The 16,128-nt window shown below is 58.6% G+C and carries 13 protein-coding genes; 10 read left to right on the forward strand and 3 right to left on the reverse strand.

The window, feature by feature from the left end; translation table 11 throughout:
- Window positions 1-35 precede the first annotated feature (35 nt).
- The 4 genes from FZX13_RS00960 to FZX13_RS00975 all read left to right on the forward strand — a co-directional run bounded on the left by FZX13_RS00960 (window position 36) and on the right by FZX13_RS00975 (window position 6,370).
- Complete coding sequence (locus tag FZX13_RS00960) at window positions 36-1,589, forward strand: DUF1254 domain-containing protein (RefSeq protein WP_226406471.1); 1,554 nt, start codon at window positions 36-38, stop codon at window positions 1,587-1,589.
- 84 nt (window positions 1,590-1,673) lie between these two features.
- Window positions 1,674-2,975: an NAD(P)/FAD-dependent oxidoreductase gene (locus tag FZX13_RS00965; RefSeq protein ID WP_226406473.1), complete on the forward strand. Its 1,302-nt coding sequence runs from the start codon at window positions 1,674-1,676 to the stop codon at window positions 2,973-2,975.
- 138 nt (window positions 2,976-3,113) lie between these two features.
- On the forward strand, window positions 3,114-5,510 hold the full coding sequence (locus FZX13_RS00970; RefSeq protein ID WP_226406475.1) for an arylsulfatase: 2,397 nt from the start codon (window positions 3,114-3,116) through the stop codon (window positions 5,508-5,510).
- Window positions 5,511-5,524: 14 nt separating this feature from the next.
- Window positions 5,525-6,370 carry a formylglycine-generating enzyme family protein gene (locus FZX13_RS00975; RefSeq protein ID WP_226406477.1) on the forward strand — a complete coding sequence of 282 codons (846 nt, stop codon included), beginning with the start codon at window positions 5,525-5,527 and terminating at the stop codon, window positions 6,368-6,370.
- 449 nt (window positions 6,371-6,819) lie between these two features.
- Here the strand turns inward: FZX13_RS00975 and FZX13_RS00980 are convergent, their stop codons facing one another.
- Window positions 6,820-7,809, reverse strand: a complete 990-nt coding sequence (locus FZX13_RS00980; RefSeq protein WP_226406479.1) for a hypothetical protein — start codon at window positions 7,807-7,809, stop codon at window positions 6,820-6,822.
- A 182-nt stretch (window positions 7,810-7,991) separates the two neighbouring features.
- Between FZX13_RS00980 and FZX13_RS00985 the strand changes: the two genes are divergently transcribed.
- Genes FZX13_RS00985 through FZX13_RS00995 form a run of 3 tightly spaced genes read left to right on the forward strand, consistent with a single transcriptional unit; the run spans window position 7,992 to window position 10,024 of the window.
- A complete protein-coding gene (locus FZX13_RS00985) occupies window positions 7,992-8,900 on the forward strand; it encodes an NAD(+) kinase (protein ID WP_226406481.1) in 909 nt (302 codons plus the stop codon).
- Window positions 8,897-9,574 (forward strand): winged helix-turn-helix domain-containing protein, encoded by a 678-nt coding sequence (locus tag FZX13_RS00990; protein WP_226406483.1) that lies wholly within the window; start codon window positions 8,897-8,899, stop codon window positions 9,572-9,574. Before FZX13_RS00985 ends, FZX13_RS00990 begins: the two co-directional genes overlap by 4 nt.
- A 6-nt stretch (window positions 9,575-9,580) precedes the next feature.
- Window positions 9,581-10,024 (forward strand): DUF192 domain-containing protein, encoded by a 444-nt coding sequence (locus tag FZX13_RS00995; protein WP_226406485.1) that lies wholly within the window; start codon window positions 9,581-9,583, stop codon window positions 10,022-10,024.
- A 7-nt stretch (window positions 10,025-10,031) separates the two neighbouring features.
- Here the strand turns inward: FZX13_RS00995 and cbiE are convergent, their stop codons facing one another.
- Window positions 10,032-11,291 (reverse strand): precorrin-6y C5,15-methyltransferase (decarboxylating) subunit CbiE, encoded by a 1,260-nt coding sequence (gene cbiE / locus FZX13_RS01000; RefSeq protein WP_226406487.1) that lies wholly within the window; start codon window positions 11,289-11,291, stop codon window positions 10,032-10,034.
- Between the two features lie 32 nt (window positions 11,292-11,323).
- On the opposite strand from cbiE, the gene FZX13_RS01005 reads away from it, so the two are divergent.
- The 3 genes from FZX13_RS01005 to FZX13_RS01015 are packed head-to-tail and all read left to right on the forward strand — an operon-like array spanning window position 11,324 to window position 15,194.
- Window positions 11,324-12,397: a sulfotransferase gene (locus FZX13_RS01005; protein WP_226406489.1), complete on the forward strand. Its 1,074-nt coding sequence runs from the start codon at window positions 11,324-11,326 to the stop codon at window positions 12,395-12,397.
- Window positions 12,394-12,636 (forward strand): hypothetical protein, encoded by a 243-nt coding sequence (locus tag FZX13_RS01010; RefSeq protein WP_226406491.1) that lies wholly within the window; start codon window positions 12,394-12,396, stop codon window positions 12,634-12,636. The genes FZX13_RS01005 and FZX13_RS01010 overlap by 4 nt, the downstream gene beginning before the upstream one ends.
- A 59-nt stretch (window positions 12,637-12,695) precedes the next feature.
- Window positions 12,696-15,194: a GH116 family glycosyl hydrolase gene (locus tag FZX13_RS01015; protein ID WP_226406492.1), complete on the forward strand. Its 2,499-nt coding sequence runs from the start codon at window positions 12,696-12,698 to the stop codon at window positions 15,192-15,194.
- Here the strand turns inward: FZX13_RS01015 and FZX13_RS01020 are convergent.
- Window positions 15,113-16,093 (reverse strand): helix-turn-helix transcriptional regulator, encoded by a 981-nt coding sequence (locus FZX13_RS01020; RefSeq protein WP_226406493.1) that lies wholly within the window; start codon window positions 16,091-16,093, stop codon window positions 15,113-15,115. The genes FZX13_RS01015 and FZX13_RS01020 overlap by 82 nt on opposite strands.
- Between the last annotated feature and the right edge of the window lie 35 nt (window positions 16,094-16,128).

Here is a 16,128-nt window from a genome sequence, read left to right on the forward strand (position 1 = left end):
ATTCAAGTCTCCCCATCTTTATTCATTGATTTGTCATGAAAGGCCTCAATTCTGTTTCAGCTCTCTTGGCTTCCACTCTTTTGATCGGAAGCTCTGCACTTTCGGTTCAAGCGAAGGATGTCACTCCCAAGAATTACAACACTCCGATTCCTGAAGATGTCTTAACGCCAGATATTGTTCGTACCCGCATCGGCACCTTTCGCTACTTCGATGGCTTCCCGGACGATGCCACCAAAAAGGCCGCCCGTCGTCAGGTGGATCTCGGGCGCGGCGTTCAGACCTTCCTGAATTTCATGCCGGCTGCATCTCTGGAGATGCTCTACGTCGGGCATCGCGATGGTTATGGATTGAAGCCGAATCGTGACATTGGTTTGTTTGAGGAGCTGATGAGCTCCACATCCCTCTGGCTCACCGGCAACACCGATACGGTGTATGCCTCCGCATTTTTAGACCTCAGTAATGGCCCAGTGGTGGTCGAAGTTCCACCGGGCACGGGTCCCGGCACGGTCAATGACGCCTTCTTCCGCTTTGTGATCGACATGGGCGGCCCTGGCCCAGACAAAGGCAAAGGCGGTAAATATCTGATTCTTGGCCCTGGTCATCAAGCACCCGCCAATACCAATGGCTACTTCGTTGCCAAAACGCCAAGCAAGATCAACTGGCTGATCCTTCGAGGTTTTCTTGATGACAAAGGCAAGCCTGATACGGCGAAGGCTGCGTTCAAGAATGGCCTCAAGGTGTATCCCTTTGCTCAAAGGAACAACCCTCCCGCAAACACGTTCACCAACCTCACCGGGTCAGATGTGAACACCATCCATGCCAATGACTTCAAGTTCTACGAGGAACTGGACGAGGTGATCCAGCGCGAGCCCTCCGAGATGTTCTCGCCTGAGCTTTTGGGCATGGCATCGGCGATCGGGATTCAAAAAGGCAAGCCATTCAATCCATCGAGTGAACAAAAAGCCCTGCTGACCGATGCGGTTGCCATTGGTAATGCCACGGCTCGTTCGATTCTGTTTGCCCCGCAAGACCCCAAGGCCTACATCTACCCCGGTAAGGCTGGCTATTGGCAAACCGGATTCCCTGGAGGCAACCATGAATATCTCGTCGATGGCGGCAATGGTGGGCGTGACATGGACGGTCGCACCCTGTTCTTCTACCTCGCCACGGTGAACACACCGGCGATGGTGCTGGAACTTCCAGGCGTGGGTTCTCAGTACACCTTCAGCTCTCGGGACAGCAGCGGTGCCTATTTGGATGGCTCCAAAACCTACAAAGTCAATATCCCTGCCAATCCCCCGGCTCAGCGCTTTTGGTCGTTTGTGGTCTACGACCCGCAAACCCGCTCGATGTTGCAGAGCAAGGAGATGCCTTACCCCAGCAAAAACAACAAGCGCAATCCCGAGATGGCGAAAAATGCTGACGGAAGCATTGATCTCTACTTCGGCCCTGAAGCCCCTGCAGGGCAAGAAGCCAACTGGGTGAAGACGGTTCCCGGCAAGGGTTGGTTCGGCATCTTCCGTCTTTACGGCCCGGGTCAGGAATGGTTTGACCGCAGCTGGAAACTCGGCGCGATCGAACAGCTCTGATCGATTCCCTTGGAACTCATCGGTGGGTGTTGCATCCACCGATGAGTCTTGTTTGTTGTCCTGTTCTCCGTTGCCTCTCTGTTGATGCCTCGCTCAGTTGATGTCGTTGTGATCGGCGGTGGTTTCGCCGGGATTACGGCGGCTCGTGATCTCAAACATCGCGGCTTCAATGTGTTGCTGCTCGAGGCCCGTGATCGCCTTGGTGGTCGTACTTGGCACAAGGAGGTGAATGGGTTCCATGTCGAACTGGGCGGAACCTGGATTCACTGGACCCAACCCTTTGTTTGGGCAGAAAAGGAGCGCTATGGCTTGGAGGTGCAGGAAACCCCTGGCTGTGTCGCCGATCGTGTGGTAATCAAAGTGAATGGGCAGGTGCATGACCTGCAGGAAGATCAGCTCGCTGAATTTCTTCAGGGCTTCGAGCTGTTCTTTGCGGAGGCCAAGCAGGTTTGGGAACGGCCCTACGACCAAGATCACTGTTGGGATGCCATCTGTGTCCACGATTCACAAAGCGTTGCTGATCGCTTTGCCGCCTTGGAGCTCACCCCCCTGCAACGCACAGCGATCGGTGGATTCCTCGAGATCCTTTCGATGAACCAACCCGAGAACGCCTCCTATGTGGAGATGATGCGCTGTTGGTCGCTGACGGGTTGGAACTATGAGTTGTTTAACGACACCGCAGCCCGCTACAAGTTCACCAATGGAACGGGGGAATTGGTTGATGCCATCACTGAGGATGGTGGGTTCGATGTGGAGCTGAACACGTCTGTTGCTTCAGTTCAGCAATCGGAGGCTGGCGTTGTGGTGACAACAACCGACGGTGACGTTGTCAATGCCAAGCGTGCGGTGGTCACCGTGCCGTTGAATCTGCTCAACAGCGTCAGCTTCGAACCACCGTTGTCTGCTGCGAAGCAGGAGGCCTCAACCCTCAAGCATGTTGGTGGTGGCTACAAGGTGTTTTTTGAGGTGGAGGGCGATCCCGGTGCGGTGATGACCCTGTCGCGTTCAACAGATTCTCCCCTAATTGGCAGCTTCACCTACAAGCGCGGCGAACAACACTCCGTTCTGGCTGGATTCAGCCTCGAACCCGGTGCTTTGGATAAGTCCGTTGATGAATGGCAAGTTGTTCTCGAAGAATTCCTTCCAGGCGTGAAGCTGCTGTCGACCTTTGGCCACGACTGGGGGGACGATGCTTTGTCCCAGGGATCCTGGTGCACGTATCGGCCCGGCACGATCGCAAGGTTTGCCAATGCCCTGCCGCAGCAGGAGGGCAATCTTGTGTTTGCCTCTGGCGACCATGTCCAAGCCTGGCGTGGCTTCATTGAGGGAGCGATCGCCAGTGGGTCGAGAGCGGCACTCGGGATCGCTAGCAGTCTTGCAAAGTGACCTAAGATTCTTTTGGTACAAAAAAGACGCATTTATTCAATTTCCATGATGTTTTGATTGCTTTCTAACTGTTAAATTGGCGTCCCTTTGATCTGCATGTGGCTAGGTTTAAGTCACCTGTATCTGATCTCAGGTTTCATGAAACTCCGTCTGATTGCTTTAGGCGGTGGCATCCTTGCTCTTGCCGCCTGCTCCACTCATCTCGGACTTCAAAATAAAGCCAATAGTGCTCAGTTTGATCGCACAAATCTGCCGATTGCTGAGCCGAGGCCAGAGAAGGTCACCAAGGTTCTCCCTTCAGAGGTGCCATTGCCTCCCCAGTGGGAGGTGACGGCACCTGCCGATGCCCCCAATGTGGTGATCATCCTTCTTGATGATGTGGGCTATGCCGCACCCTCCGCCTTTGGTGGTGCGGTGAACATGCCGACGGCGGAAAAGCTCGCCAATAATGGGCTTCGCTACAACAAATTTCACACCACAGCCCTTTGTGCTCCAACCCGCGCGGCGTTGAAATCCGGCCGTAATCATCACAAAGTTAATACAGGATCGATTCCAGAAATTGCAACTGGATATGCCGGTAACTCCACTGTGGCGCCGGATTATGCGGTGCCTGTTGCAGAAATCCTGCGACTGAATGGTTACAACACAGCTGCCTTCGGTAAGTGGCATGAGACTCCTGGCCGTGAAACCACGGCGGCCGGCCCTCAAACCCGCTGGCCAACGCGTCAGGGCTTTGAGAAGTTCTACGGCTTCGTTGGCGCTGAAGACAACATGTGGGAACCCACCATCCACGATGGCGTTACCGTTGTCGATGCACCTCAGAAAGAGGGTTACCACTTCACTGAAGACATGACCGATCAGGCGATCGGTTGGATGCGGCAGCAGAAAGCGATCAAGCCAGATAAACCATTTTTCATCTATTACTCATCCGCCGGTTCTCACTCCCCTCACCATGTGAGCAAGGAATGGATTGCCAAGTACAAAGGCAAGTTTGACGAAGGTTGGGATGTTCTCAGGGAACGCAATCTCAAGAATCAGATCAAGGCAGGGATCGTTCCCGAAGGCACTCAGATGGCCAAGGCGCCAGACAGTATTCCCAAATGGGACAGCCTCACGCCGCAACAGCAAAAAATCTATGCGCGTCAAGCCGAGGTTTTTGCTGCTTTTACGGAATACTCTGATTATGAAGCTGGCCGTTTGATTCAGGCGATTGAAGATCTGGGCGAGCTCGACAATACGTTGGTGATCTATATCACCGGCGACAATGGCGCCAGTGTTGAGGGAGATCGAACAGGTCAATGGAATTGGAACCATTATCTCAATGGTGTTGGAGAAACCCCTGACGAACAGGAGGCCAAGCTTGACGAGTGGGGTGGCCCAACCACCTATCCCATGTATCACATGGCTTGGGCCATCGCTTTCAATTCACCCTTTGCTCTCTCCAAGCAAGTGGCTGGTGATTTCGGTGGCACCCGCAACGGAACAGTGATTCATTGGCCCGAACGCATCAATAAAGCTGGTGGTGTGCGCACGCAGTTCTCTCATGTGAATGATGTTGCGCCAACGATCCTTGAGGCCGCCAATTTGCCAATGCCCAAGACAATCAATGGCATCCCACAGATTCCCATGCAGGGAACCAGCCTGATCTATACCTTCGACAACCCGGATGCCAAAGAAAAGCACAACACGCAGTATTTCGAGATCATCGGCAACCGAGGCATTTATCACAACGGCTGGATGGCGCGGGCAACAATCATGTATCCCTGGATGGCGCCTGAAAGAATGAACACGGTTGCGGCAGATGATGGTTGGGAGTTGTACGACACCACCAAGGATTTCAGTCTCTCGAATAATCTTGCTGATCAGGAGCCGGAACGCCTTGAAGCAATGAAGAAGAAGTTTATGGAAGAGGCGATTGAAAATCAGGTGCTGCCCCTTGATGATCGTCTCCTTGAGCGCCTAGTTCCTTCTGTTGCTGGCCGGCCGACACTTTTGGGTGATCGGACATCCATGGATTTGTATCCCTATGCCTGGAACATGGTCGAAGACTCGATTCTCAATGTGAAGAACGTGTCGAACAGTGTAACGGCCTTTGTTGATGTGAAAGGTGGCGAAGAAGATGGCGTGATCTTCTCCCAGGGTGGTCGATTTGGTGGATGGTCGCTTTATGTTCAAAACAACAAGCCCTCCTATACCTATAACTACATGGGAGAGCTGATCACCCTGACGAGCAAAAAGCCATTGCCCGCCGGTAAATCCGAAATTCGTTTCGAACTCGACTACGACGGCGGTGGCGCTGGAAAAGGAGCTGATCTTCGCTTGAAACTCAACGGTGAGGTGGTCGCTGAAGGCCGCCTGGAGAAGACGATTGCATCGCGCTTCTCCATTGACGAAGGTGCTGATGTTGGTCTCGACCGTGGCTCAGCGGTCACCATCAAGACCATCGGGCCCCGTCGTTACAGCGCCTATGGCGGCCAGATCGACAAGGTGACACTTCAGATCTACCCCAAAGACACTGATGCCAAGCAAGGCTGATCGTGTCTAGTTCGATGTCGAATTGCCGGGATGGAATGATCGCCATCCCGGCCGGTGACTATCAAGTTGGCTCTGATCGCTTTTACCCCGAGGAAGCTCCCATCCGACAGGTGTCGATTGATTCATTTCAGATCGATCATGCACCGGTCACCAACGCAGAGTTTCTGCAATTCGTGGAAGCCACCGGCTACCAAACGGTTTCGGAGCGTCCTCCTGATCCAACGCTGTATCCGGATCTTCCGCCTGAAGAGCAGATTCCCGAGTCTGTTGTTTTCTTGCCGCCGCCCCCAACGGTGGATCGCAGTGAACCTCTTTCCTGGTGGGCACTGATTGCTGGTGCTGACTGGCGCCATCCCCAGGGGCCTGACACCAACCTCGACGGATTGATGCAGCATCCCGTTGTCCATGTCGCCTTCGAGGACGCCCTTGCTTATGCCGATTGGGCTGGCAAACGGTTGCCTATGGCAGACGAGTGGGAGGTTGCGGCGCGTGGTGGTTTGGTGGATCAGGACTACGCCTGGGGTGCCGACAAGACTCCTGATGGTCGTTGGCTGGCCAATGTCTGGCAGGGCCCTTTCCCTTGGGACAACCAAGAGACCGATGGTTGGTTTTGGACATCACCCGTTGGAAGCTTCCCTGCCAACGGCTACGGACTTGTTGACGTTTGCGGGAACGTCTGGGAGTGGACGTCAACGCCGTACGCGGTTCCTGAAGGTGAGCAGGAACGACGTGTTATCAAGGGCGGTTCATTTCTTTGCGCCGACAACTATTGCCATCGGTTTCGGCCCTCTGCCTTGATGGGCCAAACGCTGGACACAGCAACCTGTCACATGGGTTTTCGCTGCGCTGCCGACCGTTAGGGCTGGTTTGAATGCCGGCCCTTGAGTTCTCTCCTGAGTAGAACGACGCCAAGTGCGATGTGAAGCAGGGCTGCAGGGAGTGCAACAGAGGCCATTGCATCGCCTGAGAAAGCGAAGATAGCCAGCAGGAGGCCGCTGATGATGTTGTACATCGTCAGGCCAATGCTTGGCCTCAGACCTTGGCCTGACGATTGGTTGTTGGACCAACAGGACAACCCGAGACAGATGATTGCGGCTCCAAACAGTTGGGCCATCTGATTCCCGCCGTTGGGAAGGGATGATCCAACGATCAGCGTCATTGCCAGCCCAGGCGTCAGCAGCAATGCTGTTCCTGTTGCAAGTTCAATCAGACAAGACAACCGTTGAGTATTCATCTGAAGCTTTTTCATTGAAATGACCCAAACAAGAATCGGGATGCGATGGAGTCATATCCCGATTCTTGTTCAGTCTCAGTCAAAGAGGAAGCGAATGCCAATGTTGGGTCCGTGGGAGAAGGTCTTGTATCCGTTGTCATTGCCGTAGGCTGAATATTCCAGGCCGAAGACTTTGTACGACAGCGAAATCTGGGTTGAATTTCCGACTGCGTAGGCGATGCCTGCTTGTGCGTTCCCGCTGAGATCCTTTTCACCGGCCAGACCGAAACCAGCGGCGTCCGCATACATAAAAGCTTGCCAGTCAGGGCTGAAGGCATAAGTGGCGTACATTCCGATCAATGGCTGCACCCAGGTGTGTGACCAGGAATCGCCAAAGCTTTGCTTCTTGGAGCGTTCAGCCTTAACGATTGGGCCCTCGTAGGACGCAGACAACTCAACGTCGATATCGGTTTTGATGGTGCCATCCACGAGGCGTGCTCCTGCGAAGCCAACAAAGCTGAAGCTTCCTTGGTCCATTTTTGGTCGCTGAACATCACCCGCGCGGTAGCGCACAGCGAGATCGATCAAGGTTTGGTCGAGGTGAAAATCTCCTTCGACATCACCTTTGAGGGTGAGTTTGCGCGTCACTTTGTCGCCGGTGAGTTTCCGGACGCGTGAGTGATCACGCGTTACATATTTCGATCCACTGTCGTTGAAGTCAACAGCTCCGTGAAAAATGCCCGTTTGCAGGCCCCAGCGCCCTCGTTCTACACCTGCACGAACTGTCGCAATGCTGGAAACATTCTCAAGAATGTCGCTAAGACTCAAATTGCCCTTGTTGGTGTTTCCATCCAGCTTGATAGTCCCTTCATTCTCGTGCGGTAGAAATCCGTAGAGATCGAGGTAAAGCCGCCAGTCGTTGTCATCGTCCTCTTCCTCTGAAGCAGTCTCATCACCCTCGGCTTGAGCAAGCAAGTCTTGAGTCACCCAAGGGGTGTAAGACCAAGCCAGATCTTCCGACGCTTGAGCACCTGTACTGAACAGTGCAGGGATGGCAAAAGCGAGCGGTAGAAGAAGGCGACGCATGCCGATCTGGGTAGAAATCCCATCAAAATTAGAGGTTTTTTGTTGGCCGACAAATAAAAACGCTCGAATCGTCCCAGGCCCTGTACCGCCCCACGGAGGGCCTCTGTGTCGAATGCAGCCCAGCCTGATTCCGTTTCCGCCAAGGCTCATAAAGTGATCTCGTTCTGCATCTGAGGCGGTCAGTGCCCCGCATTGGACTGATCGTCAATGACGGCAAGCCGCTGGCGGTGCAGACGGCGGACACGATTCAGCAGCGCCTAGAGGCAGCCGGCCATGCCGTGGAGCGGGCCAGCAGCTCCGGGGGGATGGTGGGCTTTGCTAACCCCGATCAGCACCTGCGGCTTCGGGGCTACAGCGCCTGCGTGCCTCAGGGCTTCGACCAATCGATGGTGTTGGCCATCGTGCTTGGTGGTGACGGCACGGTTCTCTCCGCAGCGCGTCAGACCGCACCTATAGGGATCCCAATTCTCACGATCAACACCGGTCATCTGGGATTCCTGGCGGAGGCCTATCTCGATGATCTGGACCGGGCCCTCGACGTGGTGCTTACCCAGCAATGGACGATCGAGGAACGCAGCAACCTCGTGGTGAGTGTGATGCGGGGCGATCAGCGCCGTTGGGAGGCGCTTTCTCTCAACGAGATGGCACTGCACCGTGAGCCGCTTACGAGCATGTGTCACTTCGAGATCGCCATTGGCCGCCATGCCCCGGTGGACATCGCTGCCGATGGTGTGATCCTCTCCACGCCGACGGGATCCACGGCCTATGCCCTCAGCTCCGGTGGGCCGGTGATCACGCCCGATTGTCCGGTGCTGCAACTCACCCCGATCGCGCCCCATTCCCTGGCGTCCCGCGCCTTGGTGTTCAGCGACCGTGAACCTGTCACGGTGTTTCCGGCCACGCCGGAGCGCCTGATGATGGTGGTGGACGGCAGTGCTGGTTGCTATGTCTGGCCGGAAGATCGGGTGTTGATCCGTCGCAGCGATCACCCCGTGCGCTTTGTGCGCCTCGCCGACCATGAGTTCTTCCAGGTGCTGCGCAACAAACTGGGTTGGGGTCTGCCCCACATCGCCAAGCCCGAGCGGGAATGAATGCTGATCCCCTGTTGCTGTTGGCAGGCCCTTCGGCGGTTTCCCTGGCGCCCCGTCTAGCTGCATCGGGCTACGCCACCCTCGACTGGCTCAGTGCCGGCCCTTCGGCCCATGCCCCTGAACCGGGTGAATCCCCTGTGGCTGCTGTGCTGGCGGCCGATCAGGCCGCTTTGATTCAGGATCTGCGCAACCGTTTCGGGGGCATGCCGATCCTGCTGGACCTGGAACGCGACAGCGTTGAAGCGCGCGCCTCCTGCCTGGGAACCGGCGCCGACGATTTCTGGCTGTCTGAGATCGGGCCCAGCGATCTGCTGCTGCGTCTGCGCCTGCACCGCACGATCCAGCAGCGGTCGGGTCAGCGACCGGTGCTGCTTCAGCTCGATGATCTCAGCGTTGATCCCACCAGCCGAACGGTGCGTCGCGGGGGGCGTGTGTTGGCTTTGACGGCGCGGGAATTCATGCTCCTGCAGGTGCTGTTGCGGCGACGGGGCCAGGTGTTGAGCCGTGATCTCTTGCTTCAGGAGGTGTGGCAAGGGGAGCGGTCCAGCAGCAATGTTGTTGAGGTGTACGTGCGTTATCTGCGCCAGAAGCTGGAGGCTGGCGGTGAGCGCCGTCTGCTGCACACCGTGCGCGGCCGGGGCTACTGCCTTGGTCAGGTGTTGCCGGAGGCTTGAGCGGCCATGGATGCTCTGCCCCCTGAGCCGCCCCCGCAGTGGTTGCCGATTGGTGCCCGCTGGTGCGTGGCCCAGCAGCGTTGCATTGATCTCGAGGTGGCCCGCACTCCGGAGCAGCAGCGGCTGGGCTTGATGCGGCGGCCAGCCCTGCCGCCCTTGCGCGGGATGTGGTTCCCCTTCTCCACCGCGCAGCCGCAGCGCTTCTGGATGTTCAACACCCTTGCGCCTCTGGACATGATCTTTGTTCGCGATGGGCGGGTGCTCGATTTGGTTCGCGCAGTTCCAACCTGCGCTGCGCTGCCCTGTCGGTCCTACGCCGCTGATGCGGATGGCAACGGACGGGCTGATTTTGTTGAAGCGGTGATCGAGATCGGTGCCGGGGAGGCGGAGCGGCTTGGAATTGGCGTCGGCGATCCGGTTCAGATTGCCCCGGTCACACCCTCCAACTGAAGTCGTCTCAATCTGGCTTCGTTCCAGTCACGATCAAGGTTGGGTTCATCGGAGCCAGGCGTGTGCCGTCCCCCAGCGGTTGTCCTCGCCAGGCCTGCAGCTGTTGCACGCGCACCGCTAACCCGGCGTTCTCGAGCAGGGGCCGAACGCTGGCTAACGCCTCCAGGCTGGCCAGGGGAATCACGACAACGCCTCCAGACCGCAGACGCTCCACAACCAGCTGCAGCAAGCGCTCCCGTTGCGCCCCTCCGCCTCCGAGCAGAACACGATCTGGATGGCTGAGCTCCTTGGGAAGGGCGCCATTCATGACCTGGATGGCGTCTGCTTCCAGCACTACTGCGGGGCTGACGCCTAGCCGTTGCGCATTGCGCTGGATCAGTTGAGCGCCACCGGCGCGCCGTTCCACTGCCAGCAGTTGCAGCCGTGGGCGCAGGCGCAGAGCTTCCAGTCCGACGCTGCCGGTACCCGCCCCCAGATCCCAGAGCACGCCGTGCTCAGGCAAGGCGAGTTCGGCCAGCAGTTGGACGCGCACCTCCCGCTTGGTCATCAGTCCGGGGTGATCGCTGTGCTGCAGGTAGAGCCCGTCATCGAGCCCGAACAACGGCAGCTCATGCAGATCCGGCACGGCGGGTTCCCGTGCGATTAGCAGTGCAATCAGCAGCGGATGCAGATCCTCCGGCAGGGCCGTGCCTGGGGCGATCTGCTGCACCCGCTCATCGGCGTGCCCGAGGTTTTCGCAGAGCCACAGGTCTGTGCTGGCTTCAAGGCCGCTGCTGCGCAACATCCGCTGCACGGTGCTAGCGCCACCCTGGTTGGGGTCCGTCAACACCGCCACGGCCGCCGGTCGTTTTTGCAAGGCGCTGGCCAGGATCTCGGGGTCCCGTCCATGCAGGCTGACCCAGTCGGCGTCCTGCCAGGGGCGACCGATGCGGGCGAAGGCCAGTTGCAGCGATGTGGGGGCGGGATGAAACCGAAGCCGCTCCGCACCGATGCGGTCGCAAAGGATGCGCCCTAGGCCGAACCAGAGCGGATCACCGCTGGCGAGCACCACCACAGATTGTGCCGCCGGTCTTGATTGCAGGCTGCCCACGAGAGCCCGCGGGTCGTCGCTGCTGATCAGTTCCTGCAGGTCGTCCCCCAGCCACTCCCTCACAGCGGCTTGCAACCGTTGTGGCGCAGCAATCAGCGCGGCAGTCCGCAGCAGCTTCTGCTGTGGAGCGGGCAGCGAGGCTGGAGCCCCCGCGTCGGTACCGATCACATCGATCATCCCGTCATTCTGGTGTCAGGGTTTGTTGGGCCATGGGACGGGGGGATTTGCTGGTCGATCGCTTGGTGGCGGGAGGCTTTGTGCGACCTGCGGTGCTGCTTCGAGGTTTGCAGCTTCGTCGTCCGGCCCTCTCCTGCTGGAGGGTGAGCCTGGTGATGGGACTCAGTGGGCTGGTGGTGGAGCCCCTGGCTTGGGTTCAGTCCTGGCTGTTTGCTCGCCGGTTGCAGAAGGTCGAACTTCCAGACGACCCGATCGTGGTGATTGGCCACTGGCGCAGTGGCACCACCTATCTGCATCAGTTGCTGGCCTGCGACCCAACGCTGGCGACGGCACGCAATTCGCTGACCATGGCGCCGCAGGTGGCGTTGCTGCTCAAACCCTGGATTCGTTCGGTACTCAAAGCGTTCATGACGCGGCAGCGGCCGATCGATGCGGTGCCCTGGGGACCGGACGATCCCCAGGAAGATGAGGTTGGTCTGGCACGACTCACCATGGACACCAACATGGCGGGGATGGCTTTCCCACAGGCCTACACATGGTTTTTCCGTCGCAACGTTCTGGGGTTGTCCCGTGCGTTTGAGCGAGAGTGGCTGCTCTTCACCAAGCTCACCTGGCTCCACGACGGCCCGGGCAAGACTGGTCTGCTGATCAAGAACAGTGCTCATTCCGCCCGGGTGGAGCTGGTGCTGCGGCATTTCCCCAAGGCGCGGTTCGTGGTGCTGTCTCGTGATCCGCAGGCTTCGATCCGTTCGCTGGTTCAGGTGAAGCAGCGATTGGGTGGCTTGGTGGGGCTCCAGCCCGTGCCCGATGCCGTGACCCAGGTGGAGGAAACGGTGGCGGCCCATCGCCAGCTGCTCCAGGCCTTTGAGGCGTCTCGGCATCGGATCCCTCAGGGTCAGTTGATTGAGCTGCCCTACGACGCGCTGGTCAGCCAACCCCTTGCGGCGGTGAAGCGGATTTATGACGAACTTGGGCTCAGCAGTTGGTTCGTGGCGGAGGCACCGATTCAGGCTCGGATTGCCCAAGCTCGGAGCTACATCGCCGATCCTGTGACCCTGCCCGTTGAAGCGCAACAGCGCCTGCACGACTTGATGGAGGTGGCATGACCCCATCCCACGATCGCCGTCAGCGTTTGCATGAACTTGTGATCGCCCTGATTGCGCGGGAGGACGATCTCCCCTTGCTCGATCCTGATCAGCCCGACCTTGAGGGGACGGCCCCCGGTCGTTGGCTGGATCAGAACCGGCGCAGCCTCCAGCGTTACCAATCCTTGGTTCGCACGGCGGTCACGCTGGATGCCCTGCTCGACGCCGAGGACAATCCATCACCCTTGTCCACGGGCTGATCTGAACCGCTGGCTGATCGCGGTAAACCTGGCAATCTGGGGCGACTCTCGGCCCCTGCATGGCTTCGTTCGGTTGGTCCGCTCTGAACTCCCTGCTGGGCCGCGGCGCCAAAACCTCCAATTGGCAACCACCGGAGGCCTGCTGGAGCCATCCCTTTGGCCTGGGCTGGGATAAGCCCTACACGGTTCGCTACGTCAGCAACCTCGATGACGGGCCCAACCACGGCATGCCGCTTGGGGGCTTCGGGGCGGGCTGCTTCGGTCGTGCCCCCGACGGCAACATCAACCTCTGGCACCTCGATGGTGGTGAGCACTGGTTCGGCGTATTACCCGACTGCCAGTTCGCTCTGTTTGAGGGGAATGGTCGGGGCAATCGGGCTCATGCCCTGGCGGTTCAGCCCCATCAGGATGCGTCGCGTCCGGAGGCTGGCCAGCCCCTAAAGGCCTGGGAGTGGTATCCGGCCAGCACGCCGGAACGCAGCACCGGCATCTACGCCGCCCGTTACCCGCTGAGTTGGACCAGCTACGAGGGGGTTTATGACGCTGAGGTGCGATGTGAGGCCTTCAGTCCGATCCTGCCTGGGGACTATCAGCGCACCAGTTATCCGGTCGCGGTGTTCGTCTGGACGCTGCGCAATCCCACCGACCAGCCTCTGGATTTGTCGTTGTTGTTGAGTTGGCGCAACACCACGGGCTGGTTCACCAACACCGATGCCTCGGCCGAGGTTCACTTCCGCGATGACGGAAGCCCCGAGCACAATTACGCCCCGGCCATCGGCATGACCAACGGTCAGCGCAATCGTTGCGTTGAGGATGGCTCCCTCAAGGGGGTGGTGCTGGAGGGCAACGTCTCCAAACCCGTCGCCGAAGGCGAGGGGCAGTGGTGCATCGCCACGGCCGAGCAGCCTGGTGTGACCGTCCAGCGCTGTAGCCGATGGAATCCCAGCGGCGATGGCCGTGAGTTGTGGGACAGCTTCAGTGCCGATGGCTCCATCCCCGAGAGCAACAACGATCGACGCAGTGGATCCGATGATCCCCTCAGCGCGGCTCTGGCGGTGCAGTGTCAGCTGGCTCCCGGGCAGAGCATCGAGATCCCGGTGGTGATTAGCTGGGATCTTCCCGTGACGGCTTTTGCAACCGGCAGCCAAGCTCTGCGCCGCTATACCGACTTCTTCGGTGCTGATGGCAACCAGGCGGTTGCCATTGCCGCTGAAGCGCTGCGCGACTGGCAGACGTGGCGCCAGCAGATCGAGGCCTGGCAGCAGCCGGTGCTGCAACGCCAGGACTTGCCGGAACCGCTGCGGATGGCTCTGTTCAATGAGCTCTACGACCTCTGCAGTGGCGGCAGTCTCTGGAGCGCGGCCTCAGCCGATGATCCCCACGGCCGCTTCGGCGTTTTGGAGTGCCTCGACTACGCCTGGTACGAGAGCCTCGATGTTCGTCTGTATGGATCCTTTGCCCTGTTGCAGCTCTGGCCCGAGCTCGACAAGGCCGTGTTGCGCAGTTTTGCCCGGGCCATTCCGGCGGCGGATGCCACGCAGCGGCCGATCGGTTGGTATTTCACCCAGGGCAAAGGCCGGGTGGAGGCAGACCGCAAGGTGAAAGGAGCCACGCCCCATGATCTAGGGGCTCCCAACGAGATTCCCTGGGATGCAACCAACTACACCGCTTATCAGGACTGCAACCTCTGGAAAGATCTCGGTAGTGATTTTGTCCTGCAGGTTTGGCGCACGTCCAAGCTGGCGCCCAGCGGTGAAGACATTCGTTTCTTGGCCGACTGCTGGCCGGCGGCTGTCGAGGCCCTCCGCTACCTCAAGACCTTCGACGTCAACGATGATGGCTTGCCCGACAACGGCGGTGCTCCAGATCAGACCTTCGATGACTGGCCTCTGAAGGGGGTGAGTGCCTATTGCGGTGCCCTCTGGATCGCGGCTCTCGAGGCTGCTCTTGCCATTGCCCAGACTCTGCAGCTCAAGACAGGTCTTGATACCTCAGCCGAGCAGAAGGAATTCAGCGGTTGGTTGGAGCAATCCCGTGGCAACTTCGACAAGTTGCTCTGGAACGGCGAGTACTACGACATCGATGCCGAGAGCGGCACGCCGGTGGTCATGGCCGATCAGCTTTGCGGAGATTTCTATGCACGCTTGTTAGGTCTTCCGCCGGTGGTGAGTGACAGCAACAGTCGCAGCACGTTGAAGGCCGTCAAAGAGGCTTGTTTCGAGGCCTTTGATGGCGGATCCCTTGGTGTAGCCAACGGCTTACGCCGGGATGGCACTCCGTTGGATCCCAATGGCACCCACCCCCTGGAGGTGTGGACGGGGATCAACTTCGGGATTGCCAGCTACTACCGATTGATGGGCGAGAAGCAGACGGCGGAAGCCATCTGCTCCGCGGTGGTCGAGCAGGTGTATTCCGGCGGCTTGCAGTTCCGCACCCCTGAAGCCATCACTGCTGTGAACACCTACCGGGCCTGTCATTACCTCCGGGCCATGGCGATCTGGGGACTCTGGGCGACCGAGACCGACTGGAGTCCAATCCCCGGATCGGATGCCCGTTGAAGTGTCGCTCTTGGGGATTCTCCGAATTGGTTGCGGTAATCCCGAGCGAAGTGATTGCGACTTTGAAAACCGTAATGGGAGGCAACCTCTTGCACCGTTCGACAGCGGATGGCGTGTTGCACGTCCGGCTCTCCCAGGGCGTGTTGCACCTGAGCGAGCCGGATCTGTTTGAGCAGCGCCATGGGACCGATGCCGAAGGTCTGACGACAGTGCTGAACGATGGAGGAGCGTGAGGCAAAGATCGTTGCGCTTAGATCGTCAAGCGTGATGGCCTGGCGGCTGTTCTCGAACCCCCATCTGACCAGATCCTTCATTAGGGCGGTCCCCACGCCGAGTTCACCACTCGCTGTTCCCTTCAGCTCATGCGGTGTCAAGGCTTCAAGCATCGCGACCTCGACCAGATCCTCCTGGGCCACTCCCATCAGTTGGTCCTGGATTAACGCGCTGATTTCTTGAAACCGTTGGGGGTGGAGGTTGGCGGAATTGGAACCATGGATGACCTCAAGCACTTGGTGGTCGCCGGTGGTGGTGGCGAGCTGTTCAAGCCTTCTCTGCGAGACGAGCGCCACCTGGATGTGAGCCCCTGAGGGAAGCAGAAAAAAAGTGTCTGTCAGGCCTGCATGAAAACCATGAATGGAGCCCGGATGAGTTTCCGCGCCACGAACCACCGGCTGCTGATCGGTGGTGTTCAAGCTGATGGGCAACATCCCCGGGCGCCTGTTGCCGTGAAGCACTAGGTCTTGATTGGTCTGGATCGACAAGACCGGCAGCTGCCGCGAACCACCCAGGTGGAAGACTCCATCGAGAGCGCCCTGGCTCAATTGAGCCACATCAATCTCAAAGCCGAGTGTTCGGAGGGTCGCGCCGAGGCCTCGAGCTGAGTTGAAGTCGAGCTTCATCGGTCAATTGTTGGTCAAACTCACCTGTTGGGATG

The sequence above is a fragment of the Synechococcus sp. MU1625 genome (assembly GCF_020514205.1).
Lineage (GTDB): Bacteria > Cyanobacteriota > Cyanobacteriia > PCC-6307 > Cyanobiaceae > Parasynechococcus.